This window comes from Sphingobacterium alimentarium (assembly GCF_004342685.1).
GTDB classification, from domain to species: domain Bacteria; phylum Bacteroidota; class Bacteroidia; order Sphingobacteriales; family Sphingobacteriaceae; genus Sphingobacterium; species Sphingobacterium alimentarium.
On record NZ_SMBZ01000029.1, the window covers coordinates 1 to 17,395 of the forward strand.

Below are 17,395 nucleotides of genomic sequence, written 5' to 3' on the forward strand. Positions count from 1 at the left end.
ATTGGGTGCACATCTGCCAGAATGTCTAGAAATAACCTCTGTTTTCAGAGGATATATTTTGGATATTTTTGGGTGCATATACTCCGGATTATACACACTTTTTAACGAAATACTAAAAGTTTTAGTATTTATACCTGCCTTAAAGCCCCACATATAGTGTGTGCAATACTGTGAGTAATGGCAAAACCTAAAATATATTTAAAGCGTCGAAGTAATGAAGAAGAAGGTCAATTGTACCTATATTACTCTTATGGTGGAGTGAAACGTCTGGAATATTATACGGGTCTGAGGATAGAGAATAAGTATTATAATGACAAATATTGGGAGTCGGCAAATAAAAAACCCATTAAAAAGAATTTCATTTTTGCAGATAATTATTTGAACCCCTTGAATATAAGCTCTAAATGTGAAGAAACTAAGAGGTGATACAACTTCTACTGCTCTATTTAGTACGGTGCTATAGATTTGATTTTTATCTCTAACTTCAGCAAATTTTGAGTAACCTCCTTTATTGGTTTTCTCTTTTAAATGAAAAGTGTCAGATTCAAAGAATAAAACTGTATTATTTGGGTTAGTAAAATCAAATTGAAATCTACTTTTACTTAATCCAGAAGATTTGCTTAAATTTTCTAAATCGTTAAAGATATTATTAATCAATGTGTCGTAAAAGCTTTGTATTTCTATACTTTTTTTATCAATTTCTTTATAGGAATTTAAGAACTCGGATTCTTCTAAATTATGGATGTGATCAAATAGTTTAGCAACAGAAATAATTTGATAGAAATTTAAATCTTTATTTATTCTAACTCCTTTACCATAATTAACTATAATTCTTTCATTGGGAGTGTTTTGGATTATATCAAAATACTTTATGCTGTTTGTTGTACTAGTTCTTATTATTATTTCATAAGGTATTTTGCCAAATCTTATAAAATTTATTACTTTAAAATCTTCTCTAAACTGACTGTTAGAGTTAATTTCATTTCCTGAAACTCCTTTAGGTTTTATAGAAAAAAAATTAGCTTGATTTTGATCAATTATTTTACTACAAGAATTTATTTCGAATGAATGATGTGTAAAGTTAACTATAAATGAATAGGAATCTCCTCCGATTATACAATAAAGATTCTCATACGTGTAAATAAATAATAATAAATTTAGAGATTATTATCAATATCATTAATTTCTTAGGATTGATATTTATAGGTTTCTTTTTTTTAGTTATTCACTTTACCTGCCCAAAATACGGTTTCCCGTAAGGATATGGCGGTTTTTTAAGCGAAATTTGATATTAGAAACAACACGGTTTGTGGATACTGCAAGACGATATAGGAGGCTATATCTGTCCGTCGTAGCGTGCTCGTCTGTCTTATCCTTAAATAGTACATCATGTCAAACGGTAAGCATATTTTTCTATGGATATTAGCAGTTGTCATCGTGTGCGGGATATGGGGCTACAGCTATTATTCCCAGCGACAAGAAGAAGCCGCGCAGCAGAAATCGGAGACAGCGCGTAGACAAGAGCAGCAAACCAGAGAAGCGCAAAAAGTCGGTGAAGATCTTCTCGCATCCTGCCAATATGATCGGGCATATGCTACCGCTTTAAGTTTTCTGACAAAGGAAAATCTGCAGTTTGTTTCATTAAGTATGAAGGCTGAGCTGCCCGCAGACTGTTCCATAGATTACGCCTTCAAGGTTCGCTTGATTAAGTTCAATGCACATACGCGAGAGAATGAGTGGAGCGACAAAGTGTACAGCCTAATGCTGACGCTGAAGCGGCATAGCGATGTTTACACAATCGAATTTGCGGATTTGGTAGATCCGGAAAATATGCAGAAGAGATCATTATTGTAATAACGTCAAGTTATTGGATCTGTCGACTCATTAGATGAATAAGTCTTATACCAAAGTTGCTTTCTCGAACCGTTCAAAAGTTATTGTTTTGTCGGCGAAAAAGCTCTTTCAAAAACTTACATCTATTCCCAATATGATGATAAGGATTAATAATTGGTAGATGTTCAGCCCTTCTTTTTAGAAGTGCTGTTTTTTTTAGCAGCGTTGAGGATACTCCCGTAGCCCCATTATTAGAAGTGTAGCATTAGCATACGCTTTTATGTACTTAAGTCCGTGTCATCCCAATCCACCCCCCGAAGAGAGCATCCAAGACAACGCATGCCTGCGCTCATGGATCACGCCGCCATTGCCGATGGGATCGAAGGTCGATGGTACGGTGGGTTTGCCCAATTGCGCACTTCTCACAGCATTGTGTAGGCAATAGAATAGATCTTCGGTCTTGATCAATTCCGATTCCGCAATAGATTCCTTGTCGCGCACCCAGTCTTCGATTATTTCATCAAGTGGACAGGTGTGCTGTAGGATGATTTGCTGCATCTGTTTGCCGGTCATCATATGTCCTGTTATTTCGGGTTTATCGTAGCCGAAGTACCAGGCTAGGGGCCATGAATTTTCAAATTTCCATCCGATGGCCTGTCTCAATTGCTCATCATCCCGTGAAGCCTCCAGCACCATTTTTTCTTTATCCGTCAAAGAATCTTCCAGACCATTGTTTCGGACAAAATGAATAACTTTCTCGTCCGGTAGATCGCTCGCGGGCACCATCAGCCACAGGACAATGGCTTTAATAGCGTTAAGTCTTTTGGCTATTTCCAGTTTAGGCCGTGTGTCGCGTTCCCAGGTGGTCGGTAAGGAAGTGGCTGGTATGAAACCCGCCTGTAAGCATGTGGAAATGTTGTCAAGTCGGGGGTCTGTCATCCATGGCACTTGTCTGTAAGGTGCTAGCCTATCATCTTGTTCTGTAGGTTTGGATTTGTTTGATTGCTAGACGAACCAAAGATTTTCTTAAAAAAGTCCATAGTCAATTACGTATATCTATTCCAAAAGATCGGCTAAAAAAATGTTTTGATAAAATAAATATAGTAAAAGTTTTGAAATTTAACTATTACGGTTTATTTTTTGGGTGGTGACTTTATTTTGTGGCGTGAATGAAACGTTACAAGAATAGAAAAACTATTGCCTAAGCTATCTAAAAGCGGTTCGAGCAGAACATAAAGATAGGGGAGATGACCAACGATGGATTGACCATATGGACTTCTTTTGATTGCTAGACGAACCAAAGATTTTCTTAAAAAAGTCCATAGTCAATTACGTATATCTATTCCAAAAGATCGGCTAAAAAAAAGTTTTGATAAAATAAATATAGTAAAAGTTTTGAAATTTAACTATTACGGTTTATTTTTTGGGTGCTGACTTTATTTTGTGGCGTCAATGAAACGTTACAAGAATCGAAAAACTATTGCCTAAGCTATCTAAAAGCGGTTCGAGTAGAACATAAGGATAGGGGAGATGACCAACGATGGATTGACCATATGGACTTCTTTTCTAAGCCTGGATCAGAAGATTTTTATCATAGATATTAGACGCGCTATAGGGAATATAGATTCCGCTACTAGGTCAAGGTAGCGGCTTGTAGCACAATATTTTCTCTTTAATTATAGTGTATTTTTAAATATTTTATTTTTGTAAAAGTGTAAAAATATACGATAACAGCTGATTAATCAAATCAGATAAAATCCCTAGAATCAGGATAATACATTTTGGATCTGTTGTGCAGTTTACTATTAGCAGCCTAATTTATACCTATAATTAGGTAGATGGTTTTTCCTTAAATTATTGATAGATAATCGGTTTGGTTGGTTGATTCTTAATTAATACGGTGTTTTTTTTTATTGAAAATTAAGTTTGTCGACATCGTGTAGCGGAACAACTACAACATCAAGTTTGTCGGGTTAAATGCTATGCACGCATTGAGTTATTGAATATTATTGTATAGTTATCTATGAAACAACGGAGCTGTAGTTAATCGCATAGCACACTCTTATCGCAATATCAACATATGAATAAAGTTATATCCGAACATACGACAATAGGCGTCGAAAACCAGAAGCTGGCGATCTGGGAGTGGAATAATTTATTCTCCGATGAATTAGCGAATGAAGGTAAGGTGTATAATGTGTCTTGTCATTCCATCTTGTTTATTACATCGGGATCGGCTAAGTATAAGCTTGATTTTGAAATATTGGATCTGAAAGAAGGCGATGTGTTGTTTCTCAATCCGGGACAGGTTTTTCAGTGCGTGGAATTGAACGATGCATCGGGAACTATTCTTTCTTTTGGTAATGACTTTTTCTTGGTGTATTACCACAAGGATTTTTTCAAAGTAAATGTTAACCTATTGAATCATCTTTCGCAGCAGTTGATCATAAGTATAGGGAATACGCACAGAGTGAATCTTTATAGTCTACTTGCTTTGATAAAATTAGAAATGACGGAGCTGCATATCTGCAAACCCACCATCATTCAGCAGCGTCTGATCGAAGCTTTATTGAATATGCTTCATCGTGAATGTGAAAAGCAAGCTGTTAAAGATGTGATTGTCGCGGAGCGTTGTTTGGCAATTCGATTTAAATTGTTGGTGCAAAAAAATATTTCGATGCAATATAATGTGGATTATTTTACGAAGGAATTAAAGGTGTCCAAGAGTACTTTACAAAAGGCGACCAAGATTGCTTTTGAAAAGACGCCCAAGGATATTTTAGAAGAAACCTTACTGCTAGAAGCGAAGCGATTGTTGCTTATTTCTTCTATGCGCATACAGGAAATAGCGTACGAATTGGGCTTTACGGACCCGACAAATTTTACTAAGTTTTTTAAGCGTCATGAAGAGATGACTCCTGACAGATTTAGAAAACAAGAACTACTTAGCTATTATCAAAAATAACCATTTTATTATTCGTTTCTACCTTTTGGTAGATTTGTAATGCATTGATATTGTGATGTGTACGAGGGAATCGAGCGATGGTTCCTACATCTGACGAAAGAAAAACTTATTAACCCAGATGTTCAGGTATTGAAGAAAAAATACAGTATTGAAGTATCGAATTGAAATTAAAAATGTCATCAAAAAAGACCTATGTGCCACCGGCGGTAACCATTGAGAAGATCTTTATAGAGCAAGCCCTTGCGGCCGGTTCTGAAACAATGGTATCTGTACGAACGAAAGTCTGTGTTGCAGTACTTGCATTCACTTGGGTCTGGCTTATTATGAGTTGCCAGAAAACAACAATTTTAGATACAGCTTCCTTGAATATACAGGTTGCTGAAGCACAATATATCTCGAATGGAGCAAAGGTCGCAGCCGCGAATCTTATCCCTAATTCGACACGAGAAGTGGAAATCCAGTGGGAGGGAGAGTACACTTTAGGAATTAAGATTACATCGTCGGCTGAGGGCGCTAAGGGCAAAGTGGCGCAAGTATCCTCTCCGACAGGTCTAAAGCGACAAACTTTAGAGCGATGTACAATATAGATTGTTAATATTTGATAAAACGGACAAACTCTTGGCGAGTAAGGATTACAGATGTGGGAACGATATTCCCCTCGATGTACCCTTCTCCACGCAGGAAACCTATAGTTTTATCGTGTATTCATTTGGAAAAAAAGAGGCTTTGCCCCCTTTGAATGTACAAGTGGGAGCTAGCATGGAGTCAGTAATGATCGCCTTGAATAGCTTGACGGATGCAATGGTCTGCTCTAAGATGGACAGGCAATTAAAAAGAGGGGTGAATGATTTAGCTTTTGTATTAGAGCATACATTCTGCAAAATTAGGACTACGATTACGAGTGAAAGTGCGGGTGCGATCAATAGCGTGGGAGATTTCGAAGTGTCGAAAGTGTTTCAGCAGGCTAATATCAAATTGAATAAGCAGGGGAGAAATGGTGTGGCTTTGCAATTTACAGATTTGTTGCCGACTTATACGCTAGCACCGTTCAGTATAGCTTCAAATAGTTTACAGGCTACTTCACCTTAGCAATTAATATTTGTAGATGGTGGGAATGTTCAAGCCCTCAAATTGCGCAGTCTCAAGATTAATAATATAGAAAAGATGAATGTGACGTTGATTGAGCATGCTTTTCAGCCGGGAGTCTTTTATGATATTGAAATCAAGGTGAAAAAACATGCGACCGACGGTATTGAAATTGGATTGTTAATCTATGCGATGGGTAATCTGGTGTATGAGGATGAGGAGTACAAGCCTGCTAGTAATCAAGGTGAATATGGAGATTATTGGTATAAGAACTCGGCACGCAAGTATTTGGACAAACCGATGAAAGATCAGAAGGTATTGAACATACCAAGCAAATTCGAAGGAAAACCTAAGGACGATATATGTAATAAGCTGGGTACAGGTTGGCGCGAACCGAGCCCTGCAGATGCGGAGAATTTAAAACAATTTGCCGCGTGGGATCAGCAGTATCAGCCTGGTGGTAAAAAGAAGTTTGTCGAAGGAAATTATAAAACGCCTACGGGACTAGTCAAAGGCTTGTATTTCAGTACAGGTACTGTACCTAATCCATCGGATCAAGATAAATAATTGTTCTTGCCGTATGCAGGAATGTATAATTTGGGCATACCTTCTTCTCTTGGTACAACAGGCGTCTATTGGCATTCAGGTAAAATGGTAACATTGGGTTTTCGTACCAATTTACAAGGGATTATTTCTCTTCTAACAATGGAGGTGGGGCAGATGTGCTGAGAGCCAATCCCGTCCGATGTGTCAAGGATAAATAAAATTATAAGGGAACCAAACCAAACCACTATATCAATACCAAAAAAGGCGGCTTTAAGCCGTCTTTTTTATTTATTAAGGGTTTGTTGACCAGAGTGAAGCCGATTTTAACATGGCGCGGCGTGGTAATTTTAAGTTGGCCACGATGAGTTCAGCAAAGTCTTCTGGCTGCAATACTTTATCCGGATCGCCGTCGGTTAGTTTCAGTTCTTTGGACATATCCGAAGCAATAGTAGACGGCATAAGCGTACATACGCGAATGTTATTTTTACGCACTTCGCGCATCAAGGAATCCGATAGACCAATCACCCCAAATTTGGAAGCGCTATATGCAGATGTCGTAGCAGCACCGTTGACTCCCGCTGTAGAAGATACATTGATGATATCGCCTTCGTTCTTCTCGATTAATTGAGGAAGTACCGCTTTAGTCACAAAATATGTCCCCAAGAGATTGGTATTTACAATGTCAACCCAAGTTTTGGGATCCATATCCAACAGTGAACCAAAAGCCGCAATACCCGCATTATTTACCAAGATATCAAACTTTCCAAACTCAGTATTCAACTCTGCGATCGCTGCTTCTACCTCATCGTAGTTAGCGATATCAAAAACTTTATAAGTTGCTTTGACACCGTAAGCTTCGATTTCTTTTACTGTTTCGATTAATTTTGATTCGTTACGGCCTGTGATAGCCACGTTGATGCCTTCTTGCGCAAATGCTAAGGCTGTAGCTTTTCCTAACCCACGTCCAGCACCTGTAATTAGGGCATATTTTCCTTGTAAATTTTCCATGTTCGAAGTTAGCAAATCATGGGGAGAGGGTATAGATTCTCTGGAAAAAATGAAGGAATTATTACAGTCCCTTTCATTACTAGTAAGACAAGATTAGCTTTTTGGGAGTTACTTCTATGATAACATCCTGTAAAAAAGAGAGTTTTGATTTCTATTTGATAAAAATGTATTAATTTAGGATAAACTTTAATACTAGATTATGAAAAAGAATTTACTTTTATTGGCTGCGGCATTAGGTATTGCAACAGCTTCGTATGCACAGACTTCCTATGGTCTGAAAGGGGGTGTTACATTTCCTAAATTGTCACTTACAGGTGGCTCAATGTCCTATACGTCCGATGCGGCTACAGGTTTTTATTTGACAGGGTATGCCGATGTTCCGGTTGCAAGTAATTTTAGTTTCCAACCCGGAATCTCCTTACAAAACAAAGGTGGTAAATTTACTACGGATGAATATATTGATTTCGAAACAGATGCTACCAGTGGCACAGTAAATTTAATGTATATAGAAGTACCTTTGAATTTTGTATATAATATTCCTGCCGGACCGGGTAATGTGTTTCTAGGCGCCGGACCATATGCAGCCTATGGTGTATCTGTTAAAGCTAAAACAGGAAGTCTGTCGGAAAGCGGTAGCTTCAATGAGATGGATTTAAATGCTTTTGATGCTGGGGTGAATTTTTTAGGTGGCTATAGACTAAGCAATGGATTTCTTATCAATGCAGGGTATGGTCTAGGACTAGCGAATATGTTGAAGGATGTTGAGGGAGATGTGGCAATGAAAAATAAGGTGTTCTCCGTAGGAATAGGTTTTCAATTTTAGAATACTTTAGAGATTAATTGTATAGAGGAAGCTGTCCAAAAATGCAGCTTCTTTCGTTAATTTCGATTTTTAAGAAAACTTCTAATTGTTAAGCTGCATACTTCGATATTGGGGATATTTTGGATATTTTGTAAGTATTGACAGTTTTGGAGTCTGTTTTAGTGTTAATAGAAGAGTTTAGAGAGGTGTTTTTAGTCATTTTCACCCATTTTCGTAGATTATGAGCAATTGCCATTAATGCAAACTCAATATCGACTTTCTCCAATCCTCGCATTGTAAATCTATTGAACTTATTGTTACTTTTCAATTGCCCAAAAACGGCTTCCACTTCGACCGGCCGTTTACTCCGATGGTAAAGACCTTTTTCAGAAAGCAATCTCTCTTTAACCTGGGCTTTTAGTTGGGCTAGCCGATGATTAATTTCAATTGTTCTATTTCCCTCTGCCTTATGACATTGTCCCCGCATGGGGCATCCCTCACAACGCTGAGCTTGGTAAATACTGACTTGAGCGACATATCCATTGGTACTGGTTCGCTCGGCCTGTTTCAATAAAGTCAATTTCTGTCCAGCAGGGCATACCAAGAAGTCCTCCTGCGCGTTGTAAAAGAGATTTTGTACCAGAAAGGGATTGGTCTCTTGCTTTCTCTTTTGCTCCATATGAAAGTAATTATACTTCACATACGAAACTATTCCCTTACCCTCCATTAATTCATAATTCTGTTCACTACCATAGCCTGCATCAGCTACAATTTCTTCACTCTGCATCTGATACTGCGCTTCAAAACTGTCTAAATGCGACGCTAGGGTAACGGTGTCGGCTGTTGTCTGATGAATACTGTAGTGGGTGATGAATTGATTTTCTGTGCTGATCTGGGTATTATAAGCCGGTTTTAGTTGACCATTCTTCATATGATCATCTTTCATACGCATGAATACAGCCTCTGGATCGGTTTTACTGTAACTATTACGGTCACCTAGAATTTCCAACTGCTGTTCATATTTCTCTAATCGAGGAAGATAGTCTTCTTCCAGTTTTTTGAGGTGTTTCTGCGTAGCCTTACTTTTTTCTTGGATATCTGCATTAAGCTGATCCATTTTCTTCTTCAGCTCACTACTATCTATAGGTTTGGGAGTGTCTTCTCTGCTTAGCTCAGATTGGTCCTGTTTAATCTGCTCATCAATCTCGGCCAGTATGGATGTGATGTTAGCTTCTAGCTTAGCCTTATTCTTTTCAACGGATTTCTTCCAAACAAACGTATAACGACCCGACGCAGATTCAAGCTTGGTGCCATCAATATACTGAACCTTCAGACTGACATATTCTAATTCATGAAGCATGCGGACGATATCACCAAAAAGTGTTTGAATAACGCCCTTGAGCCGTTTACCACGAAAATAATTAATCGTACGATAGTCCGGAGTACTATTGTCCGAAAGCCACATAAAATATATATTCTCTCCAAGTGCTTTCTCGATTTTACGGCAGGAATAGATATTATTCAAATACGCGTAAAATAGAACCTTGATAAGCATGCGGGGATGATAGCTCGTAGTCCCGCCTCCTTTATATAATTTAATGATATGATCTAAGTTCAGATTATTAACAACCTGATTAACTAGGCGCACAGGATGATTCGGTGAGATCTTCTCAAAAATATTCTCAGGAAATAAACTTGGACTATTGGATGGTAAGGCTTTAAATTGTACTTTCATATCGTTTTTTGGTTGCACCTCATTTACAACAAATTGAGGACAAAAAACATAAACCCCGCCATTTTTTTAATGACGGGGTTCTTTCTTTAAGAAACCTTTTTAGACGGTCTCTTTTTTATTTATACGCTTTTGTGACCAAAAATTGGGGCCAACGCCGTATCTTCAAGTATAAATAAAAGGATATCATTATGAATAAAATGAAGATTGAAATATGGAGCGACATCATGTGTCCTTTTTGCTATATTGGTAAACGCAGATTCGAAAAATCACTAGAAAACACCGCGCTCAAAGATAAAGTTGATATTGAATGGAAAAGTTTTCAGCTTAATCCGGACCTACAAACGGATACCTCCATTCGCATTTATGACTATCTGGCGCAACATAAAGGGATGCCGTTAGCGCAGGCACAATCCCTCAATGCGCAGGTAACTCAAATGGCTGCTCAAGAAGGTCTTGTGTATAACTTTGATAAATCCATAGTCGCTAATTCGTTCAAAGCGCACGTACTCACTCATTTTGCCAAACAATTTGGAAAACAAGATGAAGTAGAAGAATTATTATTTCAAAGCTATTTCACCGAAGGGAAGAATATCGATGATATCGAAGTATTAAAAGATATAGCGGAGCGAGTCGGGGCAGATGCGAATGCTTATGAAAAAGCTGTTGCTGAGGGTTCGTTGGATGATGAAGTCAAGATGGATATTCACGAAGCGCGTCAAATAGGGGTTCAGGGAGTTCCTTTCTTCGTGTATGACCGAAAATATGCCGTATCCGGCGCTCAGCCGTTAGAGTTATTTGAGCAAACACTGCAAAAGGCGGTGGAAGAGTGGCAAGAAGGCACCTCTTCTGCAAATTAAAATACGTGGAGAGGAGCGTTTGCGATGTGGAAAGATGTGTACGGCGAGTGGCTAACTATATATCTTAAGTAATATTATGTCGTTGATGGATAGGTGTTTAATGCGACAGCTAATTTTATTGACATTTTACTGACTTACTGACTTTTTTATTTTACAAGTCAGCAGTATATTTGTCATGTAATTTAATAAATATTAGATATGAAAAAAGTATTACTTACACTTACTGCAGTCGCAGGTTTAGCATTCGCTTCACAAGCTCAAGAGATGGGATTTGGCAAAGGAAATGTAATTGTGGAAGGCAATTTAGGTTTCAATTCTCGGGACAACAAAAATACGGAAGTTAAAAGATCATCTTTTGATTTTACTCCAAAAGTAGGTTACTTCTTTACCGATAAGTTAGCTGCGGGTATCAACTTTAACGTAGGTACAGAAACAGAAGATCAATATGGTATTGATAGAAAATCTAAAGACAACAATGTAGGAGTTGGTTTATTTGGTAGATATTACTTCTTAGAATTAGGCTCACGTTTCAAAACTTATGCGGAATTGAATGCGGATTACAACCATTCTAAATCAGAATTGACGGTTGGAGATAATACGACAGATAGCCCAAAAACAAACAAATTCGGTGTAAATGCCGGTATCGGTGCTAACTACTTTTTGACTGATAAAGTAGCGTTGAACTTTGCTTTTGCAAATGTAATTGGTTTCAACACATCTAAAACAGATGCAGATGGTGCTAAAGCAGTGAATGAATTCGGTGTTAATATTAATGAGTTTAATAACTTCTTTAATACAGCACAATTTGGATTAACATTCAAATTCTAGTTTATAGCGTACCATTAGTTTGGAAAAATCCTCATAAGCATACTGTTTATGAGGATTTTTTTTATCTAGTATTATGCGATTACCGGATGAGGTACTCTTGACTAACAAAAAAATCCTTCTCTTTTATGGGAGAAGGATTTTCTTTTTTCAGTACTGAAATCTATCACACTTTGATTTCAACTTCAACACCTGAAGGTAATTCAAGTTTCATCAATGCGTCAACAGTTTTAGCATTTGAAGAGTAGATATCCAAAAGTCTTTTGTAAGAACATAATTGGAACTGCTCACGTGCTTTTTTGTTAACGTGTGGTGAACGTAAAACTGTATAGATTTTTTTCTCAGTAGGAAGAGGAATAGGTCCTGAAACTACTGCACCTGTAGGTTTTACTGTTTTTACGATTTTCTCAGCTGATTTGTCAACTAAATTGTAATCGTAAGATTTCAATTTGATTCTGATTCTTTGGCTCATTTTATATTTGTTTTTAAAATGACCTCCTATTAGAGCTATTCACAATAGGAGATCGGTTTATTTTAATAAAGTTCTATTATTCTACAGAACCTTTAATTCTACCTTTAGATTTAGCGATTACTTCTTCAGCTACGTTACGAGGCGCTTCAGCATAGTGATCAAATTCCATTGTAGAAGTAGCGCGACCTGAAGTGATAGTACGTAATTGAGTTACATAACCAAACATTTCTGAAAGTGGTACTAACGCTTTGATTACTTGTGCACCATTACGTGAGTCAAGACCTTGCATCTGACCACGACGACGGTTCAAATCACCCATTACATCACCCATGTTTTCTTCTGGTGTCAATACCTCCACTTTCATGATAGGCTCCATCAACACTGGAGAACATTTAGGCAATGCTTCACGGTACGCCATTTTCGCTGCCAATTCGAATGACAATGAATCTGAATCGACTGCGTGGAATGAACCATCAATCAAACGAACTTTCATTCCTGATAGAGGGTAACCCGCAAGTACACCGTTATTTAATGAAGCTTCAAATCCTTTTTGAACTGAAGGAATGTATTCTTTAGGAATAGCACCACCTACGATTTCATTTACGAATTGTAAAGCTGATTTTGAAGTATCGTAATCTTCATCCACTGGAGAGATAACAACTTTGATATCCGCGAATTTACCACGACCACCTGATTGTTTTTTGTATACTTCACGGTGCTCAGTAGTACCGTTGATAGACTCTTTGTATGCTACTTGAGGAGCACCTTGGTTTACCTCAACTTTGAATTCACGTTTCAAACGGTCGATCAAGATCTCTAAGTGAAGCTCACCCATACCTGAGATAACTGTTTGACCAGTTTCTTCGTCAGATTTCACTACGAAAGTAGGATCCTCTTCAGCTAATTTACCAAGACCAATACCTAATTTATCTACGTCAGCTTGAGTTTTAGGCTCGATAGCTAAACCGATAACTGGCTCAGGGAAAGTCATTGTTTCCAATACGATTGGAGCTTTCTCATCACACAATGTATCACCAGTTTTGATGTCTTTGAAACCTACAACAGCACCGATATCACCAGCCTCGATGAATGGGATAGGGTTTTGTTTGTTCGCGTGCATTTGGAAGATACGAGAGATACGCTCTTTGTTACCTGAACGTGTGTTCAATACATAAGAACCAGCATCTAACTTACCAGAGTAAGCACGGATGAAACATAGACGACCTACGAATGGGTCAGTAGCAATTTTGAAACCTAAAGCTGCGAAAGGTTCTTTCACATCTGGTTTACGACTAATTTCTTCTCCAGTGTCAGGGTGAGTACCGTTTACAGCCTCAACATCTAATGGTGAAGGTAATAACTCCATTACTAGATCCAACATAGTTTGTACACCTTTGTTTTTGAAAGATGAACCACAAACCATAGGAACGATAGAGTTATCTAATACAGCAGCACGTAAAGCATTTAAGATTTCACGCTCAGTCAATGAGTTAGGATCTTCGAAGAATTTCTCCATCAAAGATTCGTCATAACCTGCTACTGCTTCTAATAATTTCTCACGGTATTCAGCTACTTCCTCAACCATATCTTCAGGAATAGGCACTTCTGTAAAAGTCATACCTTTATCGTGCTCATTCCATATGATACCACGGTTGTTGATTAAGTCAACTACACCTTTGAAAGTGTCTTCAGCACCGATAGGTAATTGTAAAGCTACCGCTTCAGAACCTAACATTTCTTTTACTTGTTTTACAACTTTCAAGAAGTCAGCACCTGAACGGTCCATTTTGTTTACGAAACCAATACGAGGAACTTTGTATCCATCTGCTAAACGCCAGTTAGTCTCTGATTGAGGCTCAACACCATCTACTGCAGAGAATAAGAATACTAATCCATCTAATACACGTAACGAACGGTTTACCTCAACCGTGAAATCCACGTGTCCAGGAGTATCGATTACGTTAACTTGGTATTTGTTGTTTCTGTAGTTCCAGAATACTGTAGTAGCAGCAGAAGTGATTGTGATACCACGCTCAGCCTCTTGCTCCATCCAGTCCATCGTAGAAGCACCTTCGTGTACTTCACCTAATTTATGGTTTACACCTGAGTAGTAAAGAATACGCTCAGTGGTAGTAGTTTTACCAGCATCGATGTGGGCAGCGATACCGATATTTCTAGTGAATTTTAAATCTCTTGCCATCTTAATATTTGCAATTTGCCGTAAGGCTTTTGTTTTTTAACTTTAAATAAGTACACCGACCTTGACAAACAATAATTTGCTCATCGGGGTCGGTGTAATCATATTTGTTCTGTTGCTTTCAAAATTAGAATCTGAAGTGTGAGAACGCTTTGTTAGCTTCCGCCATTTTGTGCGTATCTTCTTTCTTCTTCACAGCAGCACCTTCACCTTTAGAAGCTGAAATAATTTCTCCTGCTAATTTTTCGAACATAGTTTTTTCACCACGTTTACGAGCGTAAGAAATTAACCATTTCATACCTAAAGCGATTTTACGCTCTGGACGAACTTCCATAGGAACTTGGAAGTTAGCACCACCTACACGGCGAGATTTAACTTCAACAGCAGGCATAACGTTGTTTAAAGCTTTTTTCCAAGTCTCTAAACCGTTTTCTTGTGTTTTAGATTCTACTAATTCTACTGCATCGTAAAAAATAGAGTATGCGATGGATTTTTTACCATCAAACATCATATTGTTTACAAAACGTGTTACCTGAACGTCATTAAACTTTGGATCAGGTAAAATGATTCTCTTTTTCGGTTTTGATTTTCTCATTTCTCTTTCCTCCGTTTAATTATTTCTTTTTACCTTTTGCTGGAGCTGCAGCTGCTTGTCCTGGTTTAGGACGCTTAGTTCCGTATTTCGAACGACGTTGGTTACGACCTGCTACACCTGAAGTATCTAATGCACCACGGATGATGTGGTAACGTACACCTGGTAAATCTTTCACACGACCACCACGGATCAATACGATCGAGTGCTCTTGTAAGTTGTGACCTTCTCCAGGGATGTAAGCGTTAACCTCTTTACCGTTTGTTAAACGTACACGAGCTACTTTACGCATTGCTGAGTTTGGTTTTTTAGGGGTAGTAGTATATACACGTGTACATACACCTCTTCGCTGTGGACATGAGTCCAACGCTGGTGACTTACTCTTATCAACCAGAGCTACTCTACCTTTTCTAACTAATTGTTGAATAGTAGGCATTTACCTGTTTTTGTTTAAAATTTTGTTTAAAAAATCTTTTTAAGTCCGCAAAGATAGTAAGAATAATTTGAACTGTAAAGCATTGTGTAGAAAAAGTTTGGTCTTTTAATCATGCCCGATTTCTAGGGTAGCACTCATTTTGAATTGAGCACAAATTCCACTAGTTGATTGGCCCCAAAAATACTTAAATGATCGTCATCATACATATAGCATTGCTTATTCTGGTATTTAATAAATTGAAGCGTACGCAGATCTAGATAATCATTGCCTTTGAAATCATTTGCCAAAGCGGTGTTATAATCTTTAGCCTGTTTGAGGATGTATTTATGCTCGAGACCCGTATTTAGTTTTTTCTCCAGCGCCAATATGTCCCCATAGGTCATTGTATAAGCTGGTGTTTGGCCTATAATGCTGTATGCTATGCCCTGTTTTTGGAGATAAGCAATCAATTGTTGTAACTTCTTTTTTAACGTCGGATAATTGTATTGTCCCGATCCCCAATGTGCTGTTATATACACTTTATCTATCTTTTTTGCATTTTTTGGGATAAAGTCTTTGTAGATATAATCAATGACCTTGATTGAATTTTTGGGACCTTTGGTGTCCAGCAGTGGATAGGTAGTCGACACGGTCGCTTGCAAAAAGTTCTTGCCTTGTGCCTCCAGTTTATTCTTAAAAGAATAGGCTAACGCGCCTGCATGACTGTCACCAATCAACAGTACATTCTCTTTGCTGGGATGCAAAAATAAGCAGCCTTTTTTGTCGAATTGCCCGAAGTTGTTCTGTATATCGATATGACAGGTTCCTGTTCGGAATTGCTTATGGAGAAATTCTTTCCGGTAGTTTTCGTTGTAATGGGACAGGTAATAGATTTCGGATTCTTGGTCATAGCTGCTGGCATATCCAATCCCTAAGCACAGCATGATGCAGAGGCTAGCACCCAACGCCACAGCTTTGGATGAAGCTAATCTATTGTTCTTTTCAATCAAATAATACGATAAGGCAGCCATTAAAAGCGAAGCAAACATTAAAAGTACAATTTTGTAGGGGCTTTCATACGCAAAGTAATAGCTGAGCACAAATAATGGCCAGTGCCATAGATACCAAGAATAGGAAATCTTCCCAACGAACTGAAGAGCCGGCGTTTTAAAAAGTTTCCATTCCCAATGGAAGAGAATGATTAAGGCTGTCGCGATGACTGGAATGATAGTGTAATAGGATGGCCAGGTGATGTCACGCTCATCAAAGCGAATAATGCAATACAATAAGGTGAGATAGCTCAGTGTACAGACGATAGCTTTGGTCAAGGGGCGAGGAGTAATGGCGCGTTGAAGTAAAAATACGACGCCACCCGCCAGCATCTCCCATGCTCTCGTTGGAAACATGAAAAATGCAAAATTGTTGTCTTTATCATTGTAATACGCCATTCCTAAGAAAGAAACTAGGGTAAGCAGGCTAAGTAATGCAACAGCTTGTCCATTATTCTTATTTAAATATAGGCGAAATGGGTATAGAAGGATAGGATAAATCAAATAAAATTGCCATTCGACAGAAAGTGACCAGGTGTGTAGCAGAAAGTTGGACTGGGAATCGTTTTCAAAATATCCGCTACTGAGGTAATAGGAGATATTCGACACAAAAAATAGACTGCTGAGCGTGTAGGATTTGATGTTGTCTATATCTTTTGGTAATACCGTGAGAAACCCTAGAAGTACAGTAATACTTAATAAAACAGCCAAAGCAGGGACGATCCGTTGTGCTCTTTTGCTGTAAAAGGCCCAGAAGTTAAAATTTTGCTGTTGGAATCCTTTTAATATGATGCTTGTCATCAAGAATCCTGATATAACAAAGAATATGTCCACACCGACAAATCCACCTTGAAAAAAGGGTACTTGGAAATGAAAGAGCACTACAGCAATAACTGCTATAGCGCGTAGAACACCAATGTCGTATCTGAAATTCATCTATTAATCGTACAAAACTCAGTAAAATATCCTTCATAATGAAATAAGTTGTGTTACGCTTTCGCTTTATTTTTCAT

The 17,395-nt window shown here is 38.0% G+C and carries 15 protein-coding genes and 1 pseudogene; 8 read left to right on the top strand and 8 right to left on the bottom strand.

The features are described from left to right. The first annotated feature begins 1,389 nt into the window (after positions 1-1,389). Complete coding sequence (locus EDC17_RS10900) at positions 1,390-1,854, top strand: hypothetical protein (protein WP_132778106.1); 465 nt, start codon at positions 1,390-1,392, stop codon at positions 1,852-1,854. A gap of 276 nt (positions 1,855-2,130) precedes the next feature. Here the strand turns inward: EDC17_RS10900 and EDC17_RS10905 are convergent, their stop codons facing one another. Continuing rightward, a complete protein-coding gene (locus tag EDC17_RS10905; RefSeq protein ID WP_132778107.1) occupies positions 2,131-2,772 on the bottom strand; it encodes a DUF4272 domain-containing protein in 642 nt (213 codons plus the stop codon). Positions 2,773-3,913: 1,141 nt separating this feature from the next. Here EDC17_RS10905 and EDC17_RS10910 point away from each other — a divergent pair. From EDC17_RS10910 to EDC17_RS10925, 4 genes are all read left to right on the top strand, one after another. Next, positions 3,914-4,798: an AraC family transcriptional regulator gene (locus EDC17_RS10910; RefSeq protein WP_132778108.1), complete on the top strand. Its 885-nt coding sequence runs from the start codon at positions 3,914-3,916 to the stop codon at positions 4,796-4,798. A 173-nt stretch (positions 4,799-4,971) separates the two neighbouring features. Further along, positions 4,972-5,385: a hypothetical protein gene (locus EDC17_RS10915; protein ID WP_132778109.1), complete on the top strand. Its 414-nt coding sequence runs from the start codon at positions 4,972-4,974 to the stop codon at positions 5,383-5,385. A gap of 1 nt (position 5,386) precedes the next feature. Continuing rightward, entirely contained in the window at positions 5,387-5,887 is a 501-nt protein-coding gene (locus EDC17_RS10920) for a hypothetical protein (RefSeq protein WP_132778110.1), read from the top strand. A 75-nt stretch (positions 5,888-5,962) separates the two neighbouring features. Continuing rightward, positions 5,963-6,451 carry a hypothetical protein gene (locus EDC17_RS10925; RefSeq protein ID WP_132778111.1) on the top strand — a complete coding sequence of 163 codons (489 nt, stop codon included), beginning with the start codon at positions 5,963-5,965 and terminating at the stop codon, positions 6,449-6,451. A 270-nt stretch (positions 6,452-6,721) separates the two neighbouring features. Here EDC17_RS10925 and EDC17_RS10930 read toward each other — a convergent pair whose 3' ends face one another. Continuing rightward, positions 6,722-7,438: a 3-ketoacyl-ACP reductase gene (locus EDC17_RS10930; protein ID WP_132778112.1), complete on the bottom strand. Its 717-nt coding sequence runs from the start codon at positions 7,436-7,438 to the stop codon at positions 6,722-6,724. A gap of 199 nt (positions 7,439-7,637) precedes the next feature. Between EDC17_RS10930 and EDC17_RS10935 the strand changes: the two genes are divergently transcribed. Next, positions 7,638-8,261, top strand: coding sequence for a porin family protein (locus EDC17_RS10935; protein WP_132778113.1), 624 nt, complete (start codon positions 7,638-7,640; stop codon positions 8,259-8,261). A 199-nt stretch (positions 8,262-8,460) separates the two neighbouring features. On the opposite strand, the pseudogene EDC17_RS10940 reads toward EDC17_RS10935, so the two are convergent. Then, positions 8,461-9,975: pseudogene (locus tag EDC17_RS10940) on the bottom strand (IS1182 family transposase); the annotation flags it as partial. Between the two features lie 197 nt (positions 9,976-10,172). Between EDC17_RS10940 and EDC17_RS10945 the strand changes: the two are divergent. Continuing rightward, positions 10,173-10,832 carry a DsbA family oxidoreductase gene (locus EDC17_RS10945; RefSeq protein ID WP_132778142.1) on the top strand — a complete coding sequence of 220 codons (660 nt, stop codon included), beginning with the start codon at positions 10,173-10,175 and terminating at the stop codon, positions 10,830-10,832. Between the two features lie 198 nt (positions 10,833-11,030). After that, positions 11,031-11,660 (top strand): outer membrane beta-barrel protein, encoded by a 630-nt coding sequence (locus tag EDC17_RS10950; protein WP_132778114.1) that lies wholly within the window; start codon positions 11,031-11,033, stop codon positions 11,658-11,660. A 163-nt stretch (positions 11,661-11,823) separates the two neighbouring features. Here the strand turns inward: EDC17_RS10950 and rpsJ are convergent, their stop codons facing one another. From rpsJ to EDC17_RS10975, 5 genes are all read right to left on the bottom strand, one after another. Then, positions 11,824-12,129, bottom strand: a complete 306-nt coding sequence (rpsJ, locus tag EDC17_RS10955) for a 30S ribosomal protein S10 (protein WP_039053489.1) — start codon at positions 12,127-12,129, stop codon at positions 11,824-11,826. Between the two features lie 76 nt (positions 12,130-12,205). Next, entirely contained in the window at positions 12,206-14,329 is a 2,124-nt protein-coding gene (gene fusA, locus EDC17_RS10960) for an elongation factor G (RefSeq protein WP_132778115.1), read from the bottom strand. 124 nt (positions 14,330-14,453) lie between these two features. Further along, complete coding sequence (gene rpsG / locus EDC17_RS10965; protein WP_132778116.1) at positions 14,454-14,921, bottom strand: 30S ribosomal protein S7; 468 nt, start codon at positions 14,919-14,921, stop codon at positions 14,454-14,456. A gap of 19 nt (positions 14,922-14,940) precedes the next feature. Then, complete coding sequence (gene rpsL / locus EDC17_RS10970) at positions 14,941-15,354, bottom strand: 30S ribosomal protein S12 (RefSeq protein ID WP_002993550.1); 414 nt, start codon at positions 15,352-15,354, stop codon at positions 14,941-14,943. A gap of 134 nt (positions 15,355-15,488) precedes the next feature. Beyond that, positions 15,489-17,318 (bottom strand): acyltransferase family protein, encoded by a 1,830-nt coding sequence (locus EDC17_RS10975; RefSeq protein WP_132778117.1) that lies wholly within the window; start codon positions 17,316-17,318, stop codon positions 15,489-15,491. Between the last annotated feature and the right edge of the window lie 77 nt (positions 17,319-17,395).